This window comes from Mariniflexile sp. AS56 (genome assembly GCF_030552475.1).
In the GTDB taxonomy this organism is placed as follows: domain Bacteria; phylum Bacteroidota; class Bacteroidia; order Flavobacteriales; family Flavobacteriaceae; genus Mariniflexile.
The window spans coordinates 150,885-177,882 of sequence record NZ_JAUPED010000002.1; the positions used below are offsets into that span (position 1 = coordinate 150,885).

The following is a 26,998-nucleotide window of genomic DNA, read 5'->3' on the forward strand; positions in this document are numbered from 1 at the left end:
TATATTTAATTATAATTTAGATTTTATTATGAGTTCATCCCCGCAAGATAAAGCCAAAATACCCGAAAGTTTTTCAAATTTAAAAACGAAAACACCTCCTAAAAATAGTGTGGGTATTCCAGCTATCAAAGCGGCTATTGGTCATGCTGTAAAATACATGAATCCTGCGGATGCCTTAAAAATTTCATTAAAACTAAACCAAAAAGGCGGGTTTGACTGCCCTGGTTGTGCATGGCCAGATCCAGACGATGAGCGCTCTGCCTTGGGTGAATATTGCGAAAATGGTATGAAAGCCATGGCGGAAGAGGCTCAAAATAAAACCATTGGCGCTGAATTTTTTGCAAAACATTCAGTGGATGAACTGGCTAGTTGGTCTGATTTTGAAATAGGAAAATCGGGACGTTTATCAGAGCCCATGTTTTTACCAGAAGGCGCCACACATTACCAACCGATTTCTTGGGATGATGCTTTTAAAAAAGTAGGAACCCATTTAAATGCATTAAAATCTCCGGATGAAGCGGTGTTTTATACTTCGGGAAGAACAACAAATGAAGCTGCTTTTTTGTACCAGTTATTTGTACGAGAGTTTGGAACATCGAACTTGCCAGATTGCTCAAATATGTGTCATGAAGCGAGTGGAAGCGCCCTTTCTGAAACTTTAGGTATTGGTAAAGGTTCGGTGACTTTAGATGATTTATATAAAGCCGAAGTGGTGATGGTGATTGGGCAAAACCCAGCAACGAACCACCCCAGAATGCTAACAGCCTTAGAGAAATGTAAAAAGAATGGCGGTAAAATTATCGCTATTAACCCCTTACCTGAAGCTGGATTGGTGAAATTTGTTAATCCGCAAAGTCCTCTTAAAATTATTACAGGTGGTACCAAAATGGCAGACGTTTTTGTACCCATTACTATAAACGGCGATGTGGCTTTTGTAAAAGCATTACTAATAAAATTACTTGAAAAAGAAGAGCGATACGGAGGTGTGTTTGATACAGATTTTATAGCGGAGTTTACACATGGTTACGATACGTTTGTTTCAGATTTAAAAACCTACCATTTCGAAACTTGTTTAGAAGCTTCAGGGGTTACAAAAGCTATTTTTGATGATGTTTTCAACTTAATCCTAAATAATAATAAAATCATTATTTGTTGGGCGATGGGCTTAACCCAACACGAAAATGCGGTCGATAATATTCGGGAGTTGGTCAATTTGCTATTATTAAAAGGGAGTATAGGAAAAGAAGGCGCAGGTACTTGTCCGGTTCGTGGTCATTCCAACGTGCAAGGTGATAGAACGGTGGGCATTTGGGAATCTGCACCACAAGCCTTTTTAGATAAAATTGAAGCGAAATATGGCTTTAAACCAAGCACAAAACATGGTTTTTCTGTTATAGATGCCATCAAAGCGATGTACCAGAAAAAGGCGCATGTGTTTTTTGGCATGGGTGGTAATTTTATTTCAGCAGTTCCAGATACCTCATATGCAGCTCAGGCTTTGGCTAATTGTAGTTTAACGGTACATGTAAGCACAAAAATGAATCGCTCCCATTTAGTTACAGGAAACGAAGCCTTGATTTTACCATGTTTGGGACGTTCAGAAAAAGATTATCAAAAATCGGGGGTTCAAGTACAGAGTGTCGAAAACTCTATGGGTATTGTGTCTTCCACCAAAGGCATTTTAGAACCCTGTTCAGAGGCTTTAATTAGTGAGGTTGCTGTGGTTTGTGGGGTGGCGCATGCGACTTTACAAGATCGGACTAAAATTAACTGGCTTCAATATAAAGATGACTATAATTTGGTGCGTGATGATATTCAAGAGGTTATAGAGGGTTTTGAAGATTTTAACACAAAACTGAAACAACCTTCTGGGTTTTACTTGCCAAATGGTGCGCGTGTGCGTCAATTCAAAACCGAAACAGGAAAAGCCAATTTTTCAGTGAATAAACTACCGGAATGGAAGCTTAAAACAGGAGAATTAGTAATGATGACGATACGTAGCCACGACCAATTCAATACCACCATTTATGGTTTAAATGATAGATATCGGGGTGTTTTTGACGAACGCCGAATCATTTTTATGAACCGAGAAGATATGGCTAGTCGCGGTTTGAAGGAACACCAAGTGGTGAATTTAAAATCAGAATTTAAAGGTGTGGTTCGTGAAGCGCATCAATTTAAAGTAGTCGGTTATGAGATTCCTAGAAACTGTTGTGCTACGTATTTTCCAGAAACCAATGTGCTGGTGCCTCTAGATAGTTTTGCGCATACGGCGAAAACTCCTGCTTCAAAAAGTGTGATTATTACCGTTGAAGCCGATTAGAATTATTCAAACTTTCCTAATTCTAACATCAATATTTTATATAATACGTAGTTTTACTCATTTCAATTTGTGAAATCTCTAATAATACGCGTTAGTTAAAAATTAATTGGACACCTATACTTAGTAGTAAGTAAAAATACTTAGATTTGCAATTAAATTACGTAGTTGTATTATGCAGCTCATTCTAAACAATTAATATTTAACTGATGAAACATTCATTATTATACTTAGTCCACCGACGATATGTTAGTATGAATGTAGCATCTGACCAGTAAAAACAATAAAACCAGACAGATGAAAAAAATTATTGTTGTAGGTAACGGCATGGTAGGGTATAAGTTTTGTGAAAAATTTGTAGCCCTCGCAAAAGACAAAAAATTTCAATTAACTGTTTTTGGTGAAGAGCCTAGACCAGCGTACGATCGTGTTCATTTAAGCGAGTTTTTTCAAAGTAAAGACGCAAAAGCTTTAGAAATGGCACCTAGAGAATGGTACGAGGAGCATGGTATTGAATTAGTAACAGATGAACGTGTTACTGCCATTCATAGGGTTTCTAAAAAAGTAACCACGTCCAAAGATATAAATTATAAGTACGATTACTTAGTACTGGCAACGGGGTCTGCGCCCTTTGTGCCAAATATTCCTGGTGTAGAGAAAAAAGGGGTATTTGTTTACAGAACTATTGAAGATTTAGAAGCCATGCTTTCTTATGCAGCGAAGCTTAAAAAAGGTAGAAAAAAAGAGACTATAAAAGCAGCAGTGCTTGGTGGTGGTTTGCTTGGTTTAGAGGCCGCAAAAGCGGTTATGGATATGGGCTTTGAGCCTCATGTGGTGGAGTTTGCATCTAAGTTAATGCCACGTCAGTTAGATACCAGAGCTAGTAATGTATTGCAAGAAAAACTTGAATCTTTAGGTATTAATATACATTTATCAAAAGCGACCAATAAAATTCTAGGTGATAAAAATATCACAGGGATGGAGTTTGGTGAGTATGATAAAATTGATGTTGAAATGTTAGTGATTTCAGCAGGAATTAGACCGCGTGATGAGTTAGGGAAAACCTGTTTCTTAGAAATGGGAACCCGTGGTGGTATTGTGGTTAGTGATAAAATGCAAACATCAGACCCTGAAATTTTCGCCATTGGTGAAGTTGCTTTATATAACCAAATGATTTACGGTTTGGTGGCTCCTGGGTATGATATGGCAGGTGTTGCTGTGAACCAAATTATAGGAAATACCGATGTGTTGATGGAGAGTGATATCGATATGTCTACCAAATTGAAATTAATTGGTGTAGACGTAGCGAGTTACGGTGAGCCTTTTATGCCAGTAGAAAAAGGGTATTCTATTATTTATGAAAACAAAACGAAAAATTTATATAAGCGTATCAACATCAGTCATGATGGTAAAAACCTGTTAGGGGGTATTTTAGTGGGTGATGCGACCGATTATAATATGTTCCATCAAATATATTTAAATGGCTTACCAATTCCTGAAGATGCGGAAGAGTTAATTTTAGGAAGTAGAGGAGAAGGTGGTTCATCCTTTGGTAGTGTGATGGATATTCCAGATGCTGCGCAAGTATGTTCTTGTGAGAGTATTACAAAAGGAGATATTTGCTGTTCTATCACCGAAGGCGATTGCCAAAACTTAGGCGATGTAATCGCTAAAACCAAGGCAACAACAGGTTGTGGTGGTTGTAAACCTATGGTAGCCGATTTGGTAAATGAAACCCTTAAATCTTTAGGAAAAGAGGTTAAAGAAACCATTTGCGAGCACTTTAGTTTTAACAGACAAGAGTTGTACGACCTTATCAAAGTAAATCAAGTAAAAGATTATGACGAAACACTCAATTTGTTTGGTGAAGGTCATGGTTGCGAAACCTGTAAGCCTCTAGTAGCTTCTATTTTTGCGACTATTACCATGGAAACTCCAAATAAACAAGTGGGGATTCAAGATACAAACGATCGTTTCTTAGCAAATATTCAACGTAACGGAACCTATTCCGTAGTACCAAGAATTGCTGGTGGTGAAATTACACCTGATAAGTTAATTGTTATTGGTGAAGTTGCTAAAAAATACGATTTATATACGAAGATTACTGGTGGACAACGTATCGATTTATTCGGTGCTCAATTACACGAATTACCACTTATTTGGAAAGAATTAATTGATGCAGGTTTTGAAAGTGGCCATGCCTACGGAAAATCGTTAAGAACCGTAAAAAGTTGTGTCGGTTCTACCTGGTGTCGTTTCGGAATGCACGAAAGTGTGACTTTTGCAATTGAAATTGAAGACCGCTACAAAGGCCTGCGTTCACCGCATAAATTAAAAGGTGGTGTTTCAGGATGTATTAGAGAATGTGCTGAAGCCCGTGGAAAAGATTTCGGATTAATTGCTGTAGATGGTGGTTGGAACTTATATGTATGTGGAAACGGTGGAGCAACTCCAAAACATGCGGTTCTTTTTGCAGAACAGTTAGATGATGCCACAGCTATTAAATACTTAGATCGATTTTTAATGTTCTACATACGCACTGCCGGACCATTAGTAAGAACAGCACCTTGGTTAGATAAATTAGAAGGTGGTATTGAATACTTGAAGAAAGTGGTTATTGAAGATTCTTTAGGTATTGCTGAAGAGTTAGATGCAGAAATGCAAGGACTTGTAAATAAATACGAGTGTGAATGGAAGCAAGCTATTGAAGACCCAAATATGGCAAAACGTTTCAAGCATTTTGTGAATTCTGATGATACAGATGATAACTTGGTGTTTGTACCGATGCGTGACCAAAAGATGCCGAAGGCGTGGTAGATGTTTTTGCTTCATTACGAGGAGGTACGACGAAGTAATCTCTTTAAATTGAAAAGATTGCCACAGCAAATAAAAGTTTGCCTCGCAATGACGTAGATAGTAAAAGGTAACGCCCAAATAATAAATGGAATTAAATTAAGTGAATTTGTTTAATTGTTTATGCGTCTAATCGATAGTAACAGTTACACAAATCAACAGATACACAAAAATAAAAGATATGCAAGATATTTTAAATCAATACAATACAGTAAGTGATGCCGATGTAACCACCTGGTTTGAAGTGGGTACGGTAAGCGATTTTCCTGAGAATAGTGGTGCTTGTATTAAGTATAAAACCAAACAAATTGCCGTGTATAACTTTACGAGAACAGACAAATGGTATGCCTGCCAAAATTTATGTCCGCATAAAATGGAAATGGTATTATCGTTAGGGATGATAGGCGATAAAGATGGCGTTGCTAAAGTGGCTTGCCCCATGCATAAAAAGAATTTTTCATTAGAAGATGGTTCTAATTTAGCGGGCGACGATTTGAAAATTGCCGTATATCCTGTTAAAATTGAAGCCGGAAATGTGTATATTGGCTTTTCAGATTAACACATATACACTAAAAAAATGAAGCCTACCCGATTTGAAATTGCCATAGCATTAATAGATAAAAAAAATTCCGAAGATCCTAACACGTATCAAAGTCATGGATTGGATTTTCCAAAGGAATTATTATATGCGCAACGCATGTCTCAAAAACTGTTGCAATTTAAACCAGACGCTTCTAGAGCACTTCAAATTGCAGCACGTGCACAACATATTTGCCGTTGGAAAATAGCTAGAGATGAATACCCAATGGATCGCGTGGGCTATTTAAAATGGCGCGAAACACTTAAAAAAATGCATGCTGAAATTACAGTAGATATTCTAAAAGAAGTAGGCTATGAAGGTGAGTTTGTAGAACGTGTCGCTTTTTTGATAAATAAGAAACTGATTAAAAAGAATCAAGAAAGCCAAACGATTGAAGATGTGATCTGTTTGGTGTTTTTAGATTACTATTTTGAAGAATTTGCGGCGAAACATGAAGATGAAAAGCTGATTGATATTCTTCAAAAAACATGGGTTAAAATGTCTGAAGAAGGACATGCCGAAGCTTTAAAAATTAAATATTCAGAAAAAAGCCTAGCGCTTATTAAGCAGGCTATTTCTTAAAACTATAAAGAATAATGACGAAAAACGGTAATTCATTAGACCAACGCACTTTTGATAGATTAAGCCGTTTGTACATTATTGCATTAAGTACCATTGCCGTTTCTGTGCTTGTGAGTCAAATGTTGGTACGCAAGCACTTAAACGATCAACAAAGTGATTCTTCGGTTATAAACGTGGCAGGAAGGCAGCGTATGTTAAGCCAAAAATTAACCAAGGAAATAGTATCACTTTCTACTGAAAATACGTCTACGGAACGTCTCCTTCTTAAAAATAAAATCAAACAAACTCTAAAAGTTTGGGAACGCTCACACCAAGCGCTTCAAAATGGGAATGATAGTTTGGGTTTGCCTGGTAACAACAGTGAGGTTGTTAAAGCGAAGTTTGAAGTTTTAAACCCCACATTTCAAACCATTAGTGACGCTTCAAAATCCATCATAGAGAAAATTGAAAAGGTGCCACCCTTACCACTTTCGGTATTTATGGATGATATTGAGCGTGTAAAAGAAAACGAAGGGCATTTTCTGTTGGTTATGGATCATATCGTGAATCAATACGATTTGGAAGCCGATGCCAAAGTAAGTTGGTTGCGAACCTTAGAATTATTACTAACAGCACTTACTATTTTGATATTATTGGCGGAGTTCTTGTTTATATTTTGGCCCACGGCAAAATCGGTTAGAGCGACGTTATCAGACTTATTAATTGCAGAAAAGAAAGCTAAAAAAATGGCTTTTGATGCAGATGAGTTAAGTATTTCTAAAGAAAAATCGATTAAAGAATTGAGGGCATTAAGTCATGCAATGGATGAAACCCTGCTATTCGCTAGAATATCTCCCAATGGTACTTTGGTGCACATGGGGAAAAAGTTTTCTCGCCTTTTTAAGTTTACTAATTTTAGTAGAGCTTCTAATTTTTCTGAAGTACTTTCTATTAATGAAAAAGAACAATTAGAACTAGAGAATTTAATTGCAAAACATAAAAAAACAGGTTGGCAAGGTGAAGTCAAGGCAACAACTAAAGATAAGCACGATGTTTGGTTAGAAATGGCGATTATTCCTTTCAATCCGACAGATGATAAATCGGAACTACTTATTATAGCCTCGGAAATAACAGCCCGTAAAACGGCACAAATTGAAATAGCACGCTTAACCAAGGAAAGTTTTGAAGAAAAAATGGACCAACAAAAGGTGATTTCAAGCAAGATTATTGAAAACCAAGAAAAGGAGCAAAACCGCATAGCGAAAGATGTTCACGATGGTATTGGGCAAATGCTTACTGGTTTAAAATACAATTTAGAAAGTATTGATATTAAGGATATTGATAAAACAGCTTCTAAAATAGAACACCTTAAAGAACTTACAACCAATATTATAAAAGGGGTAAGAACAGCCACTTTTAATTTAACACCACCCGAATTATCCGATCATGGTATTGTCCCAGCCATTTCTAAATTAACTTTGGAATTAGGCAAGCTTACCGCAAAAGAGATTGTACTTTTTAATAAAACCGATTTTAACCAACGTTTAGATTCTTTAGTTGAAATAAATATTTATCGTATTGTACAAGAAGCCATTAATAACGCCATTAAATACGCAAATTCTACGCACATTTTGGTGTCTTTATCGCATAGCGAAAATATACTAAGTATTGTGGTAGATGATAATGGTAAAGGTTTTGATCCCGATAAAGTTAAAAATGTGAAAAATGGCGATGGAGGCATGGGCATGACCTTTATGCGCGAGCGTATTAAGTACATTGATGGCCGTTTGTTTTTAAATTCTGAAATAGATAAAGGTACCCGCGTTACTTTAAATATTCCCTTGTCTTAAATTTAAAAACAGACTGTTTTTATCTTACAGATTAGACAAAATTGTGCATCACATCCCTCTTTAAATAAACAATCTTGAATATGAATGGGTTACTATGTAAATCAAATTACGTAGTATTACTTAAAATTCCTATTTTTGTACTTATAAACATAAGCAGATGAATCATCCATACCAAAAACACCTTTAGTAAATTGAAGTATTGATTATGGATACAGCATCTAACATTGAAAAACAAATAATATAAGCAGATGAATATTATAAATGTAGTTTTAGCAGACGACCACGTATTGGTAAGAGACGGTATTAAAGCCCTTTTGGAAGATCAAGAAGGTATTTGCGTGTTAGATGAAGCTTCTAACGGTAGAGAAGCCTTGGAAGTTGTTAAAAAACACCAACCGCATTTATTAATTGTAGATATACGTATGCCTGAACTTAATGGCATTGAAGTGGTTGGGGAAATAAGTAAATCGTACCCGAATGTGAGAACTTTGGTGCTTTCTATGCACGACTCCGAAGAATACGTAGTAAAAGCGATTCAGGCGGGGGCAGATGGCTACTTACTTAAAGGTGCTAGTAAAGACGAGTTTTTAAAAGCCATACATAAAGTGGCATCGGGAGGAAAGTATTTTACGGGTGATATTTCTGCCATTATCATGAATAATTTTGTGAATGGCACCACGACTTCTACAACAACTCAAGAGGAAAAACCAGTAGAAGACCCTTTCAATCTTACCAAACGCGAAAAACAGATTCTAAACCTGGTATTGCAACTTAAAAACAACAAAGACATTGCCGAAGAACTTCAAATAAGCAAACGAACTGCTGAAGTGCACCGCTTTAACTTAATGAAAAAACTAGATGTTAAAAACCTTATGGAATTAAGTAATAAGGCTAAGGAGTTTGAGTTGGTTTAAATTCAATCTAAAATAAACATATCTTTAATAATTAGAAGTTTAACGCGATGGTCATTGCGAATTTTACTTTTTTTTTAAGTAAAATGTGGCTATCGGGCTATAGATAAATAGATTTCTTCAGTCGTGTCTCCTTCGCAGTGACGAAAAGTTTAATGTATATCGTCATGTCGAGGAACGAAGCCACCTCATGATGCAGCGATCAAAATTAATAATAAATTGCTCTCCGAAGTTTTCTTGAAACTGCCGTTATTAGTGTGCACGCTGTGGGAAGTGTATATTGTTTGTTTATGTTGTTTATGCTGTGCGAAGTCTCTCGACTTCGTACCGAACTAGTACCCATTCCAATAAGTAGTTACAACTTTGTCAGCCTCAATACTCATTATATTTAGTGAAATTATTTAAATTTAAAACATCAACAATAGGAATATCAGCTTTCTCTATTTTTATTAAACCTGAATCAGAGACATAATTACTAGCACTGGAATAAATATATTGTGATGCTTTTTGAACAATGCCGGCACGAACAGGATTAAGATGAATATAATCTAACTTTGACCACATGAATTTATTACTATAAATTTCTTCAGGATGATTACCATACTGCCAAAATTGATAGTTTTTGTTTCTGGAATGACTTTCGGTTGCTAATTTAAATCGTTGCAGCATCCATTCTCTTCTGCTCTCTGGTTCCGATTTTATCTTCTCTAGAATTTTTGTAGCCGTAAATTTCTTGAAATCTCGCAATAAATCAGATAATTTCCCATCGCCAGATTGCATTATTATATGTATGTGATTACTCATAATTACATAACCATATACAATCATTCCTTTATTTTTAATGCAATAATCTAAACATTCAATAACGGTGTCTCTGTAGCTTTTTCTTGTAAAAACATCAACCCAATCCACGACGGTTGCTGTTATATAATAAGGCAAAGTTTGATCTCTTATTTTATATCCCTCTGACATATTTTTTTTACTCTAAAATAATATTTTTTTACTACGAATAAATACATGATTTGAATTTGTTACCTATGCGATACGAAGTTCCTATGTTGTGAGTCCTTATGCTGTGCGAAGTCTCCCGACTTCGTACTTATTCCAACAAGACCTTAAAACTTTATCAGACTCAATACTCATTATATTTAACGTAATTAGTCATTAATGCTTTTTAGTAAAACACAAAAACCAAGCAAATGGACTTCGTTATTGGGTTTATTAATTTGTTTTGGTTGTTATTATTTATATCTCAATTTTGTGGGTACGAAGTCGGGAGACTTCGCACAGCAATTGTGACTTTTGATAATGTTTGGTTTTATAGAATACTTCGTAGAGCGAGCGTGTCTCCTTCACAATGACGAAAAGTTTAATGTATATCGTCATGGCCAGGAACGAAGCCACCTCATGATGCAGCGATCAAAATTAATAATAAATTGCTCTCCGAAGTTTTCTTGAAACTGCCGTTATTAGCGTGTATGCTGTACGAAGTCTCCCGACTTCATACCCATTCCCACAAGTCCTTACAGTTTTTCGTCAGACTCAATATTCATTATATTTAGCGTAATTAGTCATTAACGTCTTCTAGTAAATTGCAAAAATCAAGTAAAAGGACTTCGTTATTGCGTTTATTTATTTCCCTATTTTGGGTTTTAATTTTGTGGGTACGAAGTCGGGAGACTTCGCACAGCAATTGTGACTTTTAATAATGTTTAATTTTTATAGAATACTTTGTAGAGCAGGGTACTTTAGTGATAGTTTTTACCACAGTACTTTGTTGAAAAACGTTTTTTATTTCAATCAATGATATTTCTTAAAATAGGTTCAGTTTCAAATCTATTCAATCCAGTTTTCATTTTTTCATTATATAATAATTCAATTATTTTTTTATCAAATTCGGAGTATTTTAAGGTTGCAGATGTTTGAATATATTTATTTTGGTTAAACATACTATCATAATATATTTCTGTATCATTTCCGAAGCCTAGTGATTGAGTAATCTCTTCAATTATTGCTGATTTTTGAAACTCAAGAGGTTTTGTTGTATTGATGAATATTGATGTCTTAAATATATTATAATCCTTATTAGTTTTAAGACTAAAATAGCCGAAAAAATTCTCATTTACATTTTTAAAAATTTCGTTATAAGGCTTTGAGAACATTTTTATTTTATCGTGAGAACATAAAAAAAGATGACCATTTGCATTAATGGAATCACTAGTTATTGAAATACTAAAATTATTACCTACTAGCTTATTAATTTTTTCAATCGTCTTTTTTATATATAAGGTTTGTTCTTTGTAAATGCTGTCTTTTATTATAAATAATTTTAAAGGCTCATTCCATTTTCTAGTTACTTTTTTAGAATTACCATATTCAAAACCTAAACTTATTTCATTAAAAAAAGATATTAATTCTTCTTTTGACTTATCTGCATATATTATTTTTTTATCAAATTGATATTTATAATAATGATTTCCAAAAAAAGCTAGTAATAGAAGGGAAACTATAAAATAGATAGTTCTTAATATTTTCATTCGCTCAAATGTTTTACAACAAATATATAACCACAATAAAGTATAATTTGCTAGCCAATAAATATAAAAAATTCCGACAGAAAAAACCTATTTAAAAATTATTTTACTTATAAATCTTTTTACCGTAATCTACCTATTCCATAATTTCCAAACCATATCAATCCCTTTTTTATCAAATCCTCAAAATCCATATTCTATAATTAACAACTTCATATTAATTATCACATAATACGTATTTATAATGCTTAATTAAGTAAATATACTTAGTTTTGTACGTATAAATATACTTATTATGGAAACGACACAATCACTTAAGGCTACCAAACTAAATTTATTTAATTTTAAATCGATCCCAACACGTACGTTTTGGATAACATCTATATCATTTTTCATGTGTTTCTTCGCATGGTTTGGTATTGTGCCCTTTATGCCCGATGTTGTTAAAGATTTAGGTTTAACACCTACTCAAAAATGGAACTCTATTATTTTAGCGGTTACAGGTACGGTGTTTGCGCGTTTACTTGTTGGTAAATTGTGCGATAAATACGGACCACGTTTATGTTACACCGCACTTTTAATTCTGGGTTCTATTCCTGTTATAGCATCTGGATTGGTGCAAACGCCGCTACAGTTTTTAGTTTGTAGATTGTTTATAGGTTTTATTGGAGCGTCGTTTGTAATTACACAAGTGCATACCTCTTTAATGTTTGCATCCAATGTGGTAGGAACCGCGAATGCGACCTCTGCTGGCTGGGGTAATTTAGGTGGCGGCGCCAACCGTTTAGGGATGCCATTAATTGCTGCATTAGTGGTAAGTTTAGGTGTTTCTGATGGGGATGCTTGGAGATATTCTATGGTCATTGCTGGTGCCATTTGTTTTTTAATGGGCTTAGTGTATTACTTTTTTACACAAGATACGCCAGAAGGTAACTTTAAAGACTTAAGAGCATCGGGTGAAGAAGTAACTACTAAAAAAGATGAAGTTGGTTTTTTAACCGTAATTAAAGATTATAGAACATGGATACTTTTTATCGTGTACGCGGCTTGTTTCGGTATCGAGCTAACCGTGTATGGTACGATGGACGATTACTTACAAAACACCTTTCAACTAGAAAGAGCAACGGCGGGTAACATTGTATTGTCCTTTGCTTTAATGAATATTTTTGCACGTACCTTGGGTGGTTACTTTGGAGATAAATTCGGGAAACTAAAAGGTTTGAGAGGGCGTGTTTTGTTTCTTGCTGCTATTCTGTCTTTGGAAGGGATAATGTTAGTAACCTTCTCAACCACCACAAGTATCGTGATAGGTGTGGGCTTTTTAATCTTGTTTAGTTTAACAGTTCAAATGGCAGAAGGGGCTACTTTCTCTGTGGTGCCTTTTATAAATAAAAAAGCCATTGGTTCGGTATCAGGAATTGTAGGTGCAGGTGGAAATGTAGGTGCTTTTTTAGCGGCTATGTTGCTAAAATCGAAATCGGCCGTTGCAGAAAAAGCGGCTCTAGTTGCCAACGAAGGTATGGGAGAGGAGATGGCGAAAGCAGCACAATCTGCCGCTGCGTCTAGTGCGGTGTCTAGCGGCTATTTTGTAATTGGTTTTGTAGTGGTGGTAACGGGTGTTTTAGCACTTGCTATTCGTTTTTCAACTAGTGATGAGAAAGTGGCGGAGAAAGATTTAAAGCAATCTACAAACGATTTGATTACTACATAAGTAGATTAACAGTATATTATTTATATATTTTAAAAAATTAAACAGGCATTTTACCGTATTTGTAATAATAGATAGGCAGCTTGTTTGGTGTTGGTAAATTACCTTAATTCGTATTAAAACGCAGGTGTAAATGTTTAAGAAGGAAGTTAAAACAACGTGTTCATATTGTGGGGTTGGTTGCGGTATTATTGTTAAAAAGGATGCTAACAATAAGGTACTTGTTGAAGGCGATAAAGACCACCCGGTAAACCGAGGCATGCTGTGTTCCAAAGGTATGAACTTACATTATGTGGCGAATGATACTTCCGATAGAATTTTATATCCTGAAATGCGTTGGAGCCGTTCTCACCCACGTGAGCGTGTGAGTTGGGACGATGCTTTAGATCGTGCCGCCAGCGTATTTAAATCCATTATAAAAAAACACGGTCCAGACAGTGTCGCGTTTTATGTGTCCGGGCAAAGTTTAACCGAAGAATATTATATTGCCAATAAACTTACTAAAGGCTTTTTAGGCACGAATAACATCGATACGAATTCTCGTTTGTGTATGAGTTCGGCAGTTGTAGGTTATAAGAAAACCTTTGGGGAAGATAGTGTACCCGTTTCTTATGAAGATATTGAGTTAGCGGATTGTTTCTTAATTACAGGGGCAAACCCAGCCTGGTGTCACCCCATTCTTTTCAGACGTATCGAGCAACATAAAGAGAAAAATCCCGATGTTAATATTATTGTGGTCGATCCTCGTAAAACAGATTCTGCTAATTTTGCCGATTTACACCTTCAGTTAATTCCGGGAACCGATGTGATTCTTTACAATGCTATTGGTCGTTGTTTATTTAAGCGCGGTTTAATTGATGATGATTTCATTAAAAACCATACCGAAGGATTTACAGATTATAAAGAACAAATTTTTGGAACATCTCTAAAAGAAGCGTCAAAAATATGTGGAGTCCCAGAATCGGACATTCGCAAAGCAGCTGATATGATAGGCCTTTCAAAAGGGTTTATAAGTATGTGGGCCATGGGGCTTAACCAAAGTGTGGTGGGCACCGATAAAAATACCGCTTTACTAAACTTATCCTTGATTACTGGACAAGTAGGGAAACCAGGTGCGGGTCCGTTTTCACTAACAGGTCAGCCGAATGCGATGGGAGGCCGTGAAGTAGGAGGTATGGCGAACCTTTTGGCGGTTCATAAGGATTTACAGAATGAAGAACACCGTAGGGAAGTAGCACAGTTTTGGGGTGTGGATAAAATTTCACCAAAACCAGGTTTAACAGCTACCGAAATGTTTGATGCTTTAGAATCTGGAAAACTAAAAGCCATTTGGATTGCGTGCACCAACCCCTTGGTAAGTTTACCAAATACACACCGCATTGAACGTGCCATGAAAAACGCGAAGTTTGTAGTGGTTCAAGAGATTTCTCATAAATCGGATACGGTCGCTTACGCGGATTTAGTGCTTCCTGCAGCTGCTTGGTTGGAAAAAGAAGGTACGATGACGAATTCGGAGCGTCGTATTTCCTATTTACCAAAAGAAATTAATGCACCAGGAGAAGCCAGACCCGATGTGGATATTTTCTGTGACTTTGCACAGCGTATGGGCTTCCGCGGCTTTAATTTCAACAGTGCCGAAGAGATTTATGATGAGTATGCTTCCATGACGAAGGGTACAAAAATTGATGTTTCTTTTTTAAATTATGATAGATTAAAGAATGAAGGCACCTTCCAATGGCCCGTACCAGAGTACAGGCATGTGGGGACGCCTCGACTTTTTGAAGATAAAAAATTCTATACGCCATCGCAAAAAGCGATTTTCAATGTGGCGAAAAGTATTGTAAACACATCGCTCCTACCTAATGAAAACTATCCTTTGGTTTTAACAACGGGCAGAGTGCGCGACCAATGGCACACCATGACTAAAACCGGTAAAGTATCGCGTTTAAAAACGCACTACCCAACCCCTGTTTTAGAAATAAACCCGGTAGACGCTTATTTGAATAAACTTAAAGACGGTGATATTACCGAGATTAAAAGTGAAAATGGGGTGGTTCGGGTACGTGCAAAAGTCACCGAAAACATTGTAAAAGGCTGTGTGTTTTTACCCATGCACTGGGGAAAACAATTGCAAAGCGATTTAAATAGAGCCAACAATTTAACCAACACACATGTAGATCCTATTTCTAAGGAACCCGATTTCAAATTCACCCGAGTTTCGGTTTCAAAATATAAAAAACCAGTCGAAAAAATAATTATTGTAGGCGCAGGAGCTGCTGCATTTCGGTTTGTTCAAAATTATAGAGAATCAAACGAGGTTGATGAAATACATGTATTTTCAAAAGAACCTAATTTATTCTATAACAGGGTCTTATTGCCTGAGTATGTTACCGAAGAATTAAGTTGGGAGCAACTTCTTAAAATAAAACAAAAGGAGTTAAGCAAGTTAAATATCAAAGTATACCCTGAAACCTCTATTAAGAATATAGATTCTGATACTAAAATAGTTACAGATACCAATGGGGACGAACACAGCTTCAATAAACTTATTTTAGCTACGGGAAGCCGTTCTTTTATTCCTAAAGATGTTCAAATAGACTTGCCGGGACGCTTTACCATGCGTAATAAAAATGATGCTGATAAGTTTAAAGCCTATTTAGAGGCTACAGGTTTACCGCCAGAAGAGCAACATGTGGTTATTGTTGGTGGTGGTTTATTGGGCTTGGAATTGGCAGCAGCCATGAAGCATAAAAATGTGAAAATCACGATTATTCAGCGTGCTTCTCGACTCATGGAACGTCAATTAGATAAGATTTCTAGTAAATTACTAGCTTTAGATGTGCAAGAACGTGGGATTCAAATTTACTTTGATAATGAAGTTAGCACCGTGTTTGATGATGAAGATACGGGTGAACTAAACATTACTCTAAAGAGTGGTAAATTCATAAATGCCAATGCAATAGTGTATGCTATTGGAACCATTCCAAATATAGAAATTGCTAGAGAAAATGGTATTGTGTGTAGTCGTGGGGTGAAGGTGAATCAGCATTTACAATCTTCGAACCCCGATATTTTTGCCATTGGTGAAATTGCGGAATTTAACAATCAGTTATTCGGAATTACATCGGCTGCGGAAGAGCAAGCGTCCATCTTAGCCAACTTTATTGCAGGCGATATTAGTTGTGCGTATAACGGTTCGGTTTTAATGAATATTTTAAAATTCAACGATCTGAATTTGTGTAGTATTGGAGAGATTAATGTCCCTGAAAATGACGATTCTTATGAAGAAATCATTTTTACAGATATATCTAAACGCTATTATAAAAAGTGTATTGTTAAAGACGATTTGTTGATTGGGGCGGTTTTAATGGGCGACAAAAACGAGTTTGCCGAATTTAAAACCATGATTGAAAGTAAAATCGAAATGTCTGATAAGCGAAACACCTTGCTACGAGGCGCTTCCAACGATGTACCGGTTATTGGTAAATTAGTTTGTTCTTGCAGTCAAGTTGGCGCAGGGAATATTGAAGAAGCCATAAAAGATGGTTGTACCAATTTTACCGAGCTGTGTAATAAAACAGGCGCTGGTTTAGGCTGCGGAAGTTGTAAAACAGAGGTAAAGGAAATTCTAAATAACACAAAGGTAATAGCATGAGCGAATCATATAGATTATTAGTTAATGGCGGTGTACTATCTCCAGGTGAGTTAAAATACATTTGTGAAGCGGCCGAAAGTTTAGGTTTAGATAGTATTTCTTTTGGTTCTCGTCAGGATATTATTTTTCCAGAACCCGTAGACGTCGAAAAATTAAAGGCTTTTGATAAGCTTCAAATAGTGGTTCCCAATCACGAGCGCAGTGAAAATATGGTTTCGTCTTATGTATCGTCTGATATTTTTCCTAGTACTTCATGGCTTACCGGCGATCGGTATTTATATATATTAGAACAGTTTAAACACGAATTAAAGTTACGTGTTAACGTCACAGATCCCAAACAACGTTTGGTGCCTTTATTTACGGGCCATATTAATTTTATAGCTTCGGAACATGAAGATTATTGGTATTTGTATATCCGCTTACCTGATTGGAAAAAAACAGTCATGTATCCAGCGCTTATTTATAGCTGGGATTTGGATAAGGTAGAATTGGCTATTGAAAATATGCTACAGGAAGAACCTGAAACTGTAGAAATGATTTTTGAATTGGTTAGTGATGCGATTGACACGAACAACAGAACCGTTGATAAACCTTTAGAAGTACCTTTTTACCCATTTCCTTATTATGAAGGGATGAACCGAATTGGCGATAAATATTGGTTGGGTTTATATTGGCGTAATAACCGTTATGACCTTACTTTTTTGAAAGCTATGTGCGACTTGTGTGCCGAAAATAAAATTGGTAAAATATCCATCACCCCTTGGAAATCCTTTATTGTTAAGGGTATTCCGTTGAAATCTAAATTACAGTGGGAGAAGTTTTTGGGTAAATTTGGTATCAACGTACGCCACTCGATGTTGGAGTTGAATTGGCATTTACCAGTGAATGACACCGCTGCCTTAAGTTTGAAAAAATACTTGGTAACCAATTTCGATCAGAACGATATTAGTACTTATGGTTTAACCTTTGGGTTGACCAATTATGCGAGTAGCGCCTATTATTTCACTTCGGTGGTGATTGAAAAGAATAAGCAACCAGAGGTTTTGGGCGATTTTGTAATTCGAGATACTTACAATTTATTATACGCTAAAAATTTCGATCCTAATACGCGCGATTATATCATGCATGTGCAAGATATTGATAAAGTGGAATTACCAGGCTTATTAATGGAGTTGAGTCAGTTGTATTTTGAGCAGTTAGGAACCGAACGCGAAGAAGCCCCTGTTAAGAATGAAAAGACTGAAAGTACGGAGAAAAAAATCTATCAATGTAAAGATTGCTTAACGGTTTATAACGAGGTTTATGGAGATATCACTCAAAACATTCCACCCGAAACTACTTTTGAAAGTCTTCCAGAAACTTATGAATGCTCCCTCTGTGAAGCACCAAAAACTAGTTTTGAAAAGAAAGTATTGGTGAAATAAAATCTGTTTTTTCAGAAGCTATTTCCTGCTATCCGCTATATCTTTTTTGAAGAAAAATCAAAAAAGGATGCCGCTACTATCAGGGCTATACTAGCTGCTTTGTAATTTCATACAAGGCAATGTTGGTGGCTTGCACCACATTCATACTACTGTTTTGTCCGAACATATCAATATGCATCACAACCTCCGAATTATTTAAAATAGCTTCCGAAACGCCAAAATTCTCATCACCAATTACTAAAACAATCGGTTTTTCAGCTGAAAATTTTAAGGTATGAATAGGTTTGCTAGTAGACGTTATTTCCAAGGCTATAATCTGATAGTTTTGGGCTTTAAAACCTGCAACAACCTCTGTAGCCGATTCACAAATTTCATAGTCCACCACTTTTTCAGTTGCACGTGACGTTTTTGTGATTTTCCGTCCTATAGACATATTGGCACCACAAAGCACTAGTTTTTCAATACCAAAAGCATCTGCCATTCGGAATAAACTTCCAATATTTGGCGCATTCGCTACGTTATCACATACTAATATAATGGGGAAGCTGCGTTTATTAAAGTTGGTGGTGTAGTGGGTGAGTTGCAATTTTGTTTATGTGTTGAGTTGTTTATTTGTTATTTGGTTTTGCCACGAATTCAAAAATGTCTTATTTTTTTAACTTTAAGGCAATCCAAATTCCTAAAGAAATTATGACGATAAATAGAATAACTTTTATAGCTACAACTAAAAGGTTTTTAAATGTATAATCCTCGTCATTGCCATTATTAAAAAAAGCTTCAACTAAAGAAAGTAATAAATCTTTCATCTAAATTTCTGAATTGGTAACGACTTAATGTTCAAAAGCATATTTAACAATATTAGCGCCCATTTTCAAAGCTTTTTCTCTAACATCAGCAGGGTCGTTGTGTACTTCGGGATCTTCCCAGCCATCACCTAAATCGCTCTCAAAAGTAAATAATAACACCAATCGGTCTTCATAATAGATTCCAAAAGCTTGTGGTCGTTTGCCATCATGCTCATGAATTTTAGGTAAACCATTCGGGAATTTAAAAGCGTTATTAAGAATGTCGTGGGTTAACGGAAGTTCTAGTAAGTCTTTGTCAGGAAATACTTTTTTAAGTTCCTTAGTGATATAAGGCTGCATCCCGTAATTATCATCAATATGTAAAAAGCCACCAGAGATTAAATAATTACGAAGGTTCTCAGCATCGGTTTCGCTAAAAAACACGTAGCCATGTCCCGTCATGTGTAAAAAAGGAAACTGAAAAATGTCTGTACTTCCTACTTCAACATCCTGGGGTTTTGGGTTTATTTTAGTGTTAATATTGGTATTACAAAAAGTAATTAAATTAGGTAAAGCTGTTGGGTTGGCATACCAGTCGCCACCACCTTTGTATTTTACCACCGCCAGTTCTTGAGCAGATCCTGTAAAAAGTAGCAAGTTAAATGTAAAAAGTAAAATGGCTTTTTTCATGTTATTCGTTTGTAAAGGCAACGCTGTGACAGGCCACTATAGCCGCTGTTTCGGTACGCAATCTGGTTTCTCCCAAAGTTACGGGTATAAACTTGTTTTTAAGCGCTAATTCAATTTCTTTAGTACTAAAATCACCTTCGGGCCCAATTAAAATGGTAATATCTTGTTTGGGTTTTATTTGGTGTTTTAGAGATTTTCTATCGGTTTCTTCACAGTGGGCAATAAATAAATCACCACTCAATTCTTCTATTATAAAATCTTTAAAGGCGATGGCTTCATTCAGTTTTGGCATATAATAACTCAGAGATTGTTTCATAGCCGACTGTAATATCTTTTCAAAGCGTTCAGGTTTTATTATTTTGCGTTCGCTGTGGTCGCAAATAATAGGGGTGATACTATCTATACCAATCTCGGTCGCTTTTTCTAAAAACCATTCGTAGCGATCATTCATTTTAGTAGGTGCTACCGCTAAATGTACTTGGTAGCTTCGTGCCGCTTGCTTTGTTTTTGAAATAACCGTCACCACACATTTATTGATATTGGGAATGCTAACTTCAGCAGTAAATAACCAGCCACTACCATTGGTAATATGCAGGGTGTCGCCTATATTTTTTCTTAGCACTTTTACAATATGCTTGCTTTCCTCTTTTTCAAAAGTAAATTGCGTGGTACTTTCCGTGATGTTTGGGTTATAAAAAAGTTGCATTAATCGATGGCTTCTACAATTTTTAATACTTTAATTTCTGAAATATCTTTAGGCTGATGGGTTTTTAAAACCACATAATACCAGTTTTTATCAGGTACATCAAGCATAAATATCTCATTAATATAATGGTTTCCGTTTATAATCTCATTTTCAAAATCTGGGTACATATCACCTTGAGTAAACCAGCCTAAATCGCCGCCTCTATTGGCATTTTCATCCATAGAATGGCGTTGTGCTAGAAAATCGAAAGGAGCGCCACTTTTGTACTCTTTTATGATTTTTGTTCTTAAGGTATTCAAATCGGTTAAACTGTATTTTGTACCATCTAAATAAATATAAGCAGCTCTGTAATACGTTGTTTGTGTTTTTTCTACAACCTTATAGACGGTTTTGTCATAATCGGTTTTTATGGTTTTAATGCCTCCTTTAGAAAGTCCAAAAAGTTCTTTTGCAAGCGTCGTTTTGTGCTTTTCTTCATTAAAAGTTATCAATTTATTATCTCTAGAATTTTTCAACTCTAAATAGTTCTCTATTTGCTCGGGTGTTTCAAGTAATTCTAATTCCTTTTCAGTGGAATCTTGAGCATGTAACAGAGCAGAACCACAAAGGATTGCTGCGAAAAGTAGGTTTCTTGTCATTGTTTGGAGGTTTTATTTAACTTCAAATTTAAAGTTATTCTTCAAAAAAAAATAGCGAATGCATTACGAATTCAAAATCATTTGTGCATTACTAGCTAAAATTAAATTTTCAACCTAGCTGAAGCTGCTACATTTTGTTCAGCAAAATCACCATCTAAATATTTTAAATAGCCTACTATGGCAATCATTGCGGCATTATCGGTTGTAAATTCAAATTTAGGGACGTAGGTAGTCCAGCCAAATTTTTGTTCACCATCTTTTAAAGCTTGACGGATACCTGAATTTGCCGACACACCACCACCAATAGCTATATGCGTGATACCGGTTTGTTTTGTGGCCAGTTTCAATTTATCAATTAAAATACCAATGATGGTATATTGAATGGAAGCACAAATATCGTTTAGGTTTTCTTCAATAAAATTCGGATTTGCTTTTGTTTGATTCTGAATGAAATACAGAATAGCCGTTTTTAAGCCCGAAAAACTAAAATTCAAACCATCAACCCTAGGTTTGGTGAATTTAAAGGCTTTTGGATTTCCTAGTTTCGCACGTTTATCAATTTCAGGTCCGGCAGGATAGCCTAAACCAAGAATTTTTCCACTTTTATCAAAGGCTTCACCAACAGCATCATCTATCGTTTCACCAATAACGGTCATGTCAAAATAATTATCAACTTGAACAATTTGGGTGTGTCCGCCAGAAATAGTCATCGCTAAAAACGGAAAAGGTGGTTTATTAAAACCTTCTTCATCAATAAAATGTGCTAAAATATGCCCTTGCATGTGGTTGACATCAACAAGTGGAATATCCAAACCATAAGCCAACGATTTGGCAAATGAGGTGCCCACCAATAGCGATCCCATAAGTCCAGGGCCGCGTGTAAAGGCAATAGCATGTAATTGGTCTTTCGTAATGTTAGCTTTTTTCAAAGCCTGTGCCACTACCGGCACTATGTTTTGCTGGTGTGCTCTAGAAGCGAGTTCGGGTACCACACCACCGTATTCTTCGTGTATTTTTTGGTTGGCAACAATATTGCTTAAAATGCGCCCGTTTTCTATTACAGAAGCTGCTGTATCGTCGCAAGAAGACTCAATTCCTAGAATATAAATATTTTGTTCAGCCATTACTTAAAATTAGGCATAATAATTGTTAATTTTGAAACAGAATAAAAGTCCAATGCATTGCTTTCATTCGTAATTGCAAAACTACTTAAATATATTTTTTAATTGAAACGAAAAGTGGTTTATGTAGTTTTCAGTAGCTGTACCACTTAAAAAGGGAATTACAACGAAAGTATAGTACATTCATAAATAAATTAATAACTTTAAAGAGTATCAAAAAAGCGTTTAAAATAGCATACAAATTAGTAGGGATTCTGCTATTGCTTTTCATCATTTTGGTGTTGGTGCTCTCTATTCCTGCAGTTCAAACAAGTCTTGGTAAGTACGCTACAAAGCGCCTTAATGATGAGTTTAAAACCAACATAAATATAAGCAGAGTTAGTTTACAATTTAATGGCGATGTAGAGCTTAAAAACATTTACATTGAAGATTATAAGAAAGACACGCTGATAGGTATTGCCGAATTAAACACCTCCATTATTAGTATAAATAATTTAATTAATGGAAAATTAACTTTTGGAGATATTGATATTCAAGATCTTATTTTTAATATTAAAACCTACGAAGGGGAAACAGAAACTAACTTAGATGTTTTTGTGCATAAGTTTGAAGACGATAACCCAAGAAAAAGCCCAAGCACCTTTTTACTCTCGTCTAGCGATGTGTCTATTTACAATGGGGTTTTTAGATTGCTTGACGACAACCGGGAAACTAAAAAATTACTAGAGTTTAGCAAGCTGAATATTAACGCCACCAACTTTTTAATTAACGGTAGTGATGTAAGTGCTCGAATAAATACCTTGGCTTTTAAAGACAGTCGGGGTTTGGTTATGAAAAACATGACCACCAATTTTAGTTACTCGATTTCAGATATGACTTTTGCTAATATCGATGCTAAAACAGAGCAATCGGTATTAAAGGGCGATTTAAAGTTTTCATACAATAGAGAAGATTTACAGTATTTTGTCGATAAGGTTTTGGTTACCGCTAGTTTTAAAGATTCTAACATTGATTTAGATGAAATTAATGTGTTTTATAACGAGTTTGGAATAAACCAATCGGTTAAACTAAGTGTCGATTTATCTGGAACTTTAAATAAGTTGCAAACAACGAACCTAATGTTACGCACTAATAATAACACGGTTGTTGATGGTAATATATTTTTCAAAAACCTATTTAATAGGGAGGGAGGTAATTTCTATATGAATGGCAAATTCAGAAACTTATCTTCCACATATACAGAACTAAAAACCTTGTTACCCAATATTTTAGGCGATGCGATACCAACATCTTTTAGTAAGTTGGGCAAATTCACTATTGTTGGTAATTCGCAAGTTACAGCGGCATCTGTAGATGCTAATATTCAAATTGATACAGAATTGGGGTATGTAGATACCAATTTACAAATTTCAAAAATTAATGATATTGACAATGCCTCGTATAGCGGTAAAGTGGCTTTCGAGAGTTTTGATATTGGTGCCTTTCTTAACGACCCAACCGTTGGAAAAGCATCCTTAAATTTCGATGTAAAGGGTTCTGGTTTTACAGCAAAAAACGTAAACACGCAGGTTAAAGGAGATGTTTTTGAAATTGAATATAACAAATACAACTACTCGGGTATTAAAGTGATAGGAAACGTTAGGAACCGAATTTTTGACGGAAACTTAATTGCAAACGATAAAAATTTACGCTTAAACTTTTTAGGACTTGTAGATTTTTCAGAAGGTGTGAAGAAATACGATTTTGAGGCCAAAGTGGATTATGCCGATTTAAATGCCTTGAATTTTATAAAGAAAGATAGCTTATCACAATTTAGTAGCAACGTTAAAATGAATATGAATAGTAGCACCTTGGATGATGCCTATGGAAAAATTTCATTTAAAAACACGGTTTATAGAAACCAAAACGACACCTATTATTTTGATAAACTAGATTTAACCTCAAGGTTTGAAGACGATATTCGTTTTATAGAAATTAATTCGCCTGATATAATTGAAGGGGAGCTTAAAGGGCGTTTTATATTTAGAGATATTAAAAAGCTTTTCGAAAACTCTTTAGGTCATATTTACACCAATTACATTCCGCATAAAATTAAAACGAATCAGAATATCGATTTCAATTTTAAAATTTATAATAAAATAGTGGATGTTTTTTATCCTGAAATTGAACTAGGGAAAAACACGTATATAAAAGGACGTGTGGAGAATGACCAACGTCAATTTAAGTTGACCTTTAAATCACCTCAAATTAAATTACTCGATTATTTCGCGAATAATATTGAACTTCAAGTTGATAATAGCAATCCGCTTTTTAACACCTATGTCGAGGTAGATAGTTTAAAAACAAAGTATTACAACGTTTCTAAGTTTAGTTTAATTAATGTGACGGTAAACGATACCCTGTTTATGCGTTCAGAGTTTAAAGGCGGAAAACGCAATACCGATATTTATAACTTAAGTTTTTACCACACGATAAATAAGGATAAAGAATCGGTTATCGGTTTTAAAAAATCGGATGTCACTATTAAGGATAACACGTGGTATATTAATGAGAATAAAGACAAGTTTAATAAAATTTCATTCAATAATACCTTTACCAAGTTTAATATTGATAAGTTGGCAATTAATCATGGGAATGAGCAAATTAAGTTTTCTGGTTTTATTAAAGATTCCACACAGAAAGATTTAAAACTCGATTTTAAAAATGTCGATCTCGCTAAAATAGTACCCGAGTTAGATAGTTTAAGGTTTGCGGGAAATGTAAATGGTAAGCTGGATATTTTGCAAAAAAACGGTGCGTATTTACCAAATTCCTCCATCGTTATCAACGATTTTAAGGTGAACGATGTCGAATTCGGTTCGTTTGATGCCAATATAAAAGGAAATCAGAACTTAACCAATTACAATGTAGATATTACTATTAAGGACGATATTAAAAAATCGTTTAGAGCCATTGGTGATATTAATGTGAATGGAAAACAGTCTAAAATTGATGTCGATTTAGAGTTTAATGATTTTAATTTAAAGCCATTAAACCCTTTATTGCAAGATGTTTTAAGCAATATAAGAGGCTTAGCGACGGGTAAAGTAAATGTAATAGGGAATTTAAGGCAGCCCGATATTAATGGAAGCCTGAACCTAAATAGCGCGGGTATGGGCATTCCGTATCTTAATGTAGATTATCAGTTTTCAGAAAATTCGTCGGTAACACTTGAAAACCAGAGTTTTATTTTTAATAGAATTCAATTAACGGATACCAAACACAAATCGAAAGGGCAATTAAATGGTTCTTTAAGTCATGTTAATTTTTCAAAATGGCGTTTAGATCTTAATTTAAACACCCCAAGACTTTTGGTTTTAGATACTAAAGATGCTGAAGATGCCTTGTATTATGGTACTGGTTTTATTGGTGGCCGTGCTAGTATTTATGGACCTACTGAACAATTGGTTATTAGTGTTGTAGGTGAAACAAAGGCAGGAACCGTGTTTAAAATACCATTAAGCGACACGGAATCTTTTGGTGATAACTCCTATATACATTTCATAACGAAAGAAGAAAAACTAGCAAGAAAACTAGGGGTCGATTATACTTTTAATGAAATACGAGGTCTTGAATTGGACTTCGATTTAGATGTGACGGAAGATGCTGAAGTTGAAATTATCATCGATAAAAGTTCGGGACATTCCTTAAAAGGGCGTGGACGTGGCGGCTTATTAGTTGAAATTAATACCAACGGGAAGTTTAATATGTGGGGCGATTTCTCGGTATTCGAAGGGGTTTATAATTTCGCTTATGGTGGCTTAATTCAAAAAGAATTTTATGTGCAACCCGGTGGTACCATTGCCTGGGAGGGCGATCCGCTAAAAGCGCAAATAAATATGCTTGCTGTTTATAGAACCCAAGCCAATCCATCACCACTGTTAGACAATCCTATTAATAGAAACATTCCTGTAGAATTAAATATTAGCTTGAAAGGCGACTTGGAGCGTCCAGACCCTATTTACGATTTTAAATTCCCAACAGTAAGTTCTACCATCAAATCAGAATTACAATACAGGTTAGAGTCAGATAATGATAAACAAAATCAAGCCCTATATTTATTATCAACAGGGTCGTTTTCACGGGGGTTAAGCGAATTAAGTTTCTCAGGTACCATTGCAGAACGTTTAAATGGTATTATTAATGGCATATTCACGTCGGGCGATAGTAAACTTAATATTGGGTTAAATTACGAAGCAGGTGCCAATAGACCTGATTACCAAACAGACGATCGTTTTGGTTTAACCGTGCAAACACAAATTAGCGACCGTGTGCTTATAAATGGTAAAGTAGGGGTGCCGGTAGGTGGCGCAGGAGCTTCAGAAACTGTTATTGCTGGAGATGTGGAGATAAATTTTCTATTAAATGAAGAAGGAACTTTAACTGCTAATGTGTTCAATAGAGAAAATAGTATTCAAAATTTTGGTGAAAAAGTAGGGTACACCCAAGGGGTGGGACTTTCCTATAGTGTCGACTTTGATACATTTAAAGAACTGATTAAAAACTTTTTTAGAAACGCCAAGAAAGAAGAAGAAATTACCATACAAAAAGAAGCCGAAAAAGAGGCCGCTTTACTCCCCGGGTACATACAAATGAAGCCTACTTCAGAGAAATAACTTATGC

Annotated in this window: 18 protein-coding genes; 10 read left to right on the plus strand and 8 right to left on the minus strand. The window is 35.4% G+C overall.

Translation table 11 applies throughout. From position 1 onward, the window contains the following. Positions 1-28 precede the first annotated feature (28 nt). The 6 genes from Q5N74_RS03370 (at position 29) to Q5N74_RS03395 (ending at position 9,078) form a co-directional block, all read left to right on the plus strand. Complete coding sequence (locus tag Q5N74_RS03370) at positions 29-2,323, plus strand: FdhF/YdeP family oxidoreductase (RefSeq protein ID WP_304387297.1); 2,295 nt, start codon at positions 29-31, stop codon at positions 2,321-2,323. A gap of 294 nt (positions 2,324-2,617) precedes the next feature. Continuing rightward, the gene (gene nirB, locus Q5N74_RS03375) at positions 2,618-5,137 is read left to right on the plus strand and encodes a nitrite reductase large subunit NirB (RefSeq protein ID WP_304387298.1); all 2,520 of its coding nucleotides are present in this window, start codon (positions 2,618-2,620) and stop codon (positions 5,135-5,137) included. A 217-nt stretch (positions 5,138-5,354) separates the two neighbouring features. Continuing rightward, entirely contained in the window at positions 5,355-5,732 is a 378-nt protein-coding gene (gene nirD / locus Q5N74_RS03380) for a nitrite reductase small subunit NirD (RefSeq protein ID WP_304387299.1), read from the plus strand. 18 nt (positions 5,733-5,750) lie between these two features. Next, a complete protein-coding gene (locus Q5N74_RS03385; protein ID WP_304387300.1) occupies positions 5,751-6,335 on the plus strand; it encodes a DUF4202 domain-containing protein in 585 nt (194 codons plus the stop codon). A gap of 14 nt (positions 6,336-6,349) precedes the next feature. Next, positions 6,350-8,164 carry an ATP-binding protein gene (locus Q5N74_RS03390; RefSeq protein WP_304387301.1) on the plus strand — a complete coding sequence of 605 codons (1,815 nt, stop codon included), beginning with the start codon at positions 6,350-6,352 and terminating at the stop codon, positions 8,162-8,164. Positions 8,165-8,412: 248 nt separating this feature from the next. Further along, positions 8,413-9,078: a response regulator transcription factor gene (locus Q5N74_RS03395; protein ID WP_304387302.1), complete on the plus strand. Its 666-nt coding sequence runs from the start codon at positions 8,413-8,415 to the stop codon at positions 9,076-9,078. A gap of 369 nt (positions 9,079-9,447) precedes the next feature. Here Q5N74_RS03395 and Q5N74_RS03400 read toward each other — a convergent pair whose 3' ends face one another. Then, positions 9,448-10,047, minus strand: a complete 600-nt coding sequence (locus Q5N74_RS03400; RefSeq protein ID WP_304387303.1) for a transposase — start codon at positions 10,045-10,047, stop codon at positions 9,448-9,450. An 824-nt stretch (positions 10,048-10,871) separates the two neighbouring features. Next, positions 10,872-11,612: a DUF2927 domain-containing protein gene (locus tag Q5N74_RS03405; protein ID WP_304387304.1), complete on the minus strand. Its 741-nt coding sequence runs from the start codon at positions 11,610-11,612 to the stop codon at positions 10,872-10,874. A gap of 292 nt (positions 11,613-11,904) precedes the next feature. Between Q5N74_RS03405 and Q5N74_RS03410 the strand changes: the two genes are divergently transcribed. From Q5N74_RS03410 to Q5N74_RS03420, 3 genes are all read left to right on the plus strand, one after another. After that, positions 11,905-13,320: an MFS transporter gene (locus tag Q5N74_RS03410; RefSeq protein WP_304387305.1), complete on the plus strand. Its 1,416-nt coding sequence runs from the start codon at positions 11,905-11,907 to the stop codon at positions 13,318-13,320. Positions 13,321-13,450: 130 nt separating this feature from the next. Beyond that, positions 13,451-16,972: a nitrate reductase gene (locus tag Q5N74_RS03415; protein ID WP_304387306.1), complete on the plus strand. Its 3,522-nt coding sequence runs from the start codon at positions 13,451-13,453 to the stop codon at positions 16,970-16,972. Beyond that, positions 16,969-18,396 (plus strand): rubredoxin domain-containing protein, encoded by a 1,428-nt coding sequence (locus tag Q5N74_RS03420; protein ID WP_304387307.1) that lies wholly within the window; start codon positions 16,969-16,971, stop codon positions 18,394-18,396. The genes Q5N74_RS03415 and Q5N74_RS03420 overlap by 4 nt, the downstream gene beginning before the upstream one ends. 85 nt (positions 18,397-18,481) lie before the next feature. Here the strand turns inward: Q5N74_RS03420 and Q5N74_RS03425 are convergent, their stop codons facing one another. The 6 genes from Q5N74_RS03425 to tsaD all read right to left on the minus strand — a co-directional run bounded on the left by Q5N74_RS03425 (position 18,482) and on the right by tsaD (position 22,339). Beyond that, positions 18,482-18,982 carry a TrmH family RNA methyltransferase gene (locus tag Q5N74_RS03425; protein ID WP_304387308.1) on the minus strand — a complete coding sequence of 167 codons (501 nt, stop codon included), beginning with the start codon at positions 18,980-18,982 and terminating at the stop codon, positions 18,482-18,484. 61 nt (positions 18,983-19,043) lie between these two features. Next, entirely contained in the window at positions 19,044-19,202 is a 159-nt protein-coding gene (locus tag Q5N74_RS03430) for a hypothetical protein (protein ID WP_304387309.1), read from the minus strand. Positions 19,203-19,226: 24 nt separating this feature from the next. Then, on the minus strand, positions 19,227-19,871 hold the full coding sequence (locus Q5N74_RS03435; RefSeq protein WP_304387310.1) for a DUF4159 domain-containing protein: 645 nt from the start codon (positions 19,869-19,871) through the stop codon (positions 19,227-19,229). Position 19,872: 1 nt separating this feature from the next. Then, positions 19,873-20,577: a 16S rRNA (uracil(1498)-N(3))-methyltransferase gene (locus Q5N74_RS03440; RefSeq protein WP_304387311.1), complete on the minus strand. Its 705-nt coding sequence runs from the start codon at positions 20,575-20,577 to the stop codon at positions 19,873-19,875. Then, on the minus strand, positions 20,577-21,215 hold the full coding sequence (locus Q5N74_RS03445) for a peptidylprolyl isomerase (protein WP_304387312.1): 639 nt from the start codon (positions 21,213-21,215) through the stop codon (positions 20,577-20,579). The genes Q5N74_RS03440 and Q5N74_RS03445 overlap by 1 nt, the downstream gene beginning before the upstream one ends. A gap of 101 nt (positions 21,216-21,316) precedes the next feature. Beyond that, positions 21,317-22,339, minus strand: coding sequence for a tRNA (adenosine(37)-N6)-threonylcarbamoyltransferase complex transferase subunit TsaD (tsaD, locus tag Q5N74_RS03450; protein WP_304387313.1), 1,023 nt, complete (start codon positions 22,337-22,339; stop codon positions 21,317-21,319). Between the two features lie 257 nt (positions 22,340-22,596). Here tsaD and Q5N74_RS03455 point away from each other — a divergent pair, with 257 nt between their 5' ends. Continuing rightward, a complete protein-coding gene (locus Q5N74_RS03455; protein ID WP_304387314.1) occupies positions 22,597-26,991 on the plus strand; it encodes a translocation/assembly module TamB domain-containing protein in 4,395 nt (1,464 codons plus the stop codon). The last annotated feature ends 7 nt before the right edge of the window (positions 26,992-26,998 follow it).

Excerpts from the sequence above, each read along its gene's own strand:
- Q5N74_RS03415 (WP_304387306.1), top strand. The coding sequence starts at position 13,451 with ATGTTTAAGAAGGAAGTTAAAACAACGTGTTCATATTGTGGGGTTGGT.
- nirD (WP_304387299.1), top strand. The coding sequence starts at position 5,355 with ATGCAAGATATTTTAAATCAATACAATACAGTAAGTGATGCCGATGTA.
- Q5N74_RS03405 (WP_304387304.1), bottom strand. The coding sequence starts at position 11,612 with ATGAAAATATTAAGAACTATCTATTTTATAGTTTCCCTTCTATTACTA.
- Q5N74_RS03410 (WP_304387305.1), top strand. The coding sequence starts at position 11,905 with ATGGAAACGACACAATCACTTAAGGCTACCAAACTAAATTTATTTAAT.
- Q5N74_RS03440 (WP_304387311.1), bottom strand. The coding sequence starts at position 20,577 with ATGCAACTTTTTTATAACCCAAACATCACGGAAAGTACCACGCAATTT.
- Q5N74_RS03435 (WP_304387310.1), bottom strand. The coding sequence starts at position 19,871 with ATGAAAAAAGCCATTTTACTTTTTACATTTAACTTGCTACTTTTTACA.
- Q5N74_RS03430 (WP_304387309.1), bottom strand. The coding sequence starts at position 19,202 with ATGAAAGATTTATTACTTTCTTTAGTTGAAGCTTTTTTTAATAATGGC.
- Q5N74_RS03445 (WP_304387312.1), bottom strand. The coding sequence starts at position 21,215 with ATGACAAGAAACCTACTTTTCGCAGCAATCCTTTGTGGTTCTGCTCTG.
- Q5N74_RS03400 (WP_304387303.1), bottom strand. The coding sequence starts at position 10,047 with ATGTCAGAGGGATATAAAATAAGAGATCAAACTTTGCCTTATTATATA.
- Q5N74_RS03390 (WP_304387301.1), top strand. The coding sequence starts at position 6,350 with ATGACGAAAAACGGTAATTCATTAGACCAACGCACTTTTGATAGATTA.
- Q5N74_RS03370 (WP_304387297.1), top strand. The coding sequence starts at position 29 with ATGAGTTCATCCCCGCAAGATAAAGCCAAAATACCCGAAAGTTTTTCA.
- nirB (WP_304387298.1), top strand. The coding sequence starts at position 2,618 with ATGAAAAAAATTATTGTTGTAGGTAACGGCATGGTAGGGTATAAGTTT.
- tsaD (WP_304387313.1), bottom strand. The coding sequence starts at position 22,339 with ATGGCTGAACAAAATATTTATATTCTAGGAATTGAGTCTTCTTGCGAC.
- Q5N74_RS03385 (WP_304387300.1), top strand. The coding sequence starts at position 5,751 with ATGAAGCCTACCCGATTTGAAATTGCCATAGCATTAATAGATAAAAAA.
- Q5N74_RS03420 (WP_304387307.1), top strand. The coding sequence starts at position 16,969 with ATGAGCGAATCATATAGATTATTAGTTAATGGCGGTGTACTATCTCCA.
- Q5N74_RS03395 (WP_304387302.1), top strand. The coding sequence starts at position 8,413 with ATGAATATTATAAATGTAGTTTTAGCAGACGACCACGTATTGGTAAGA.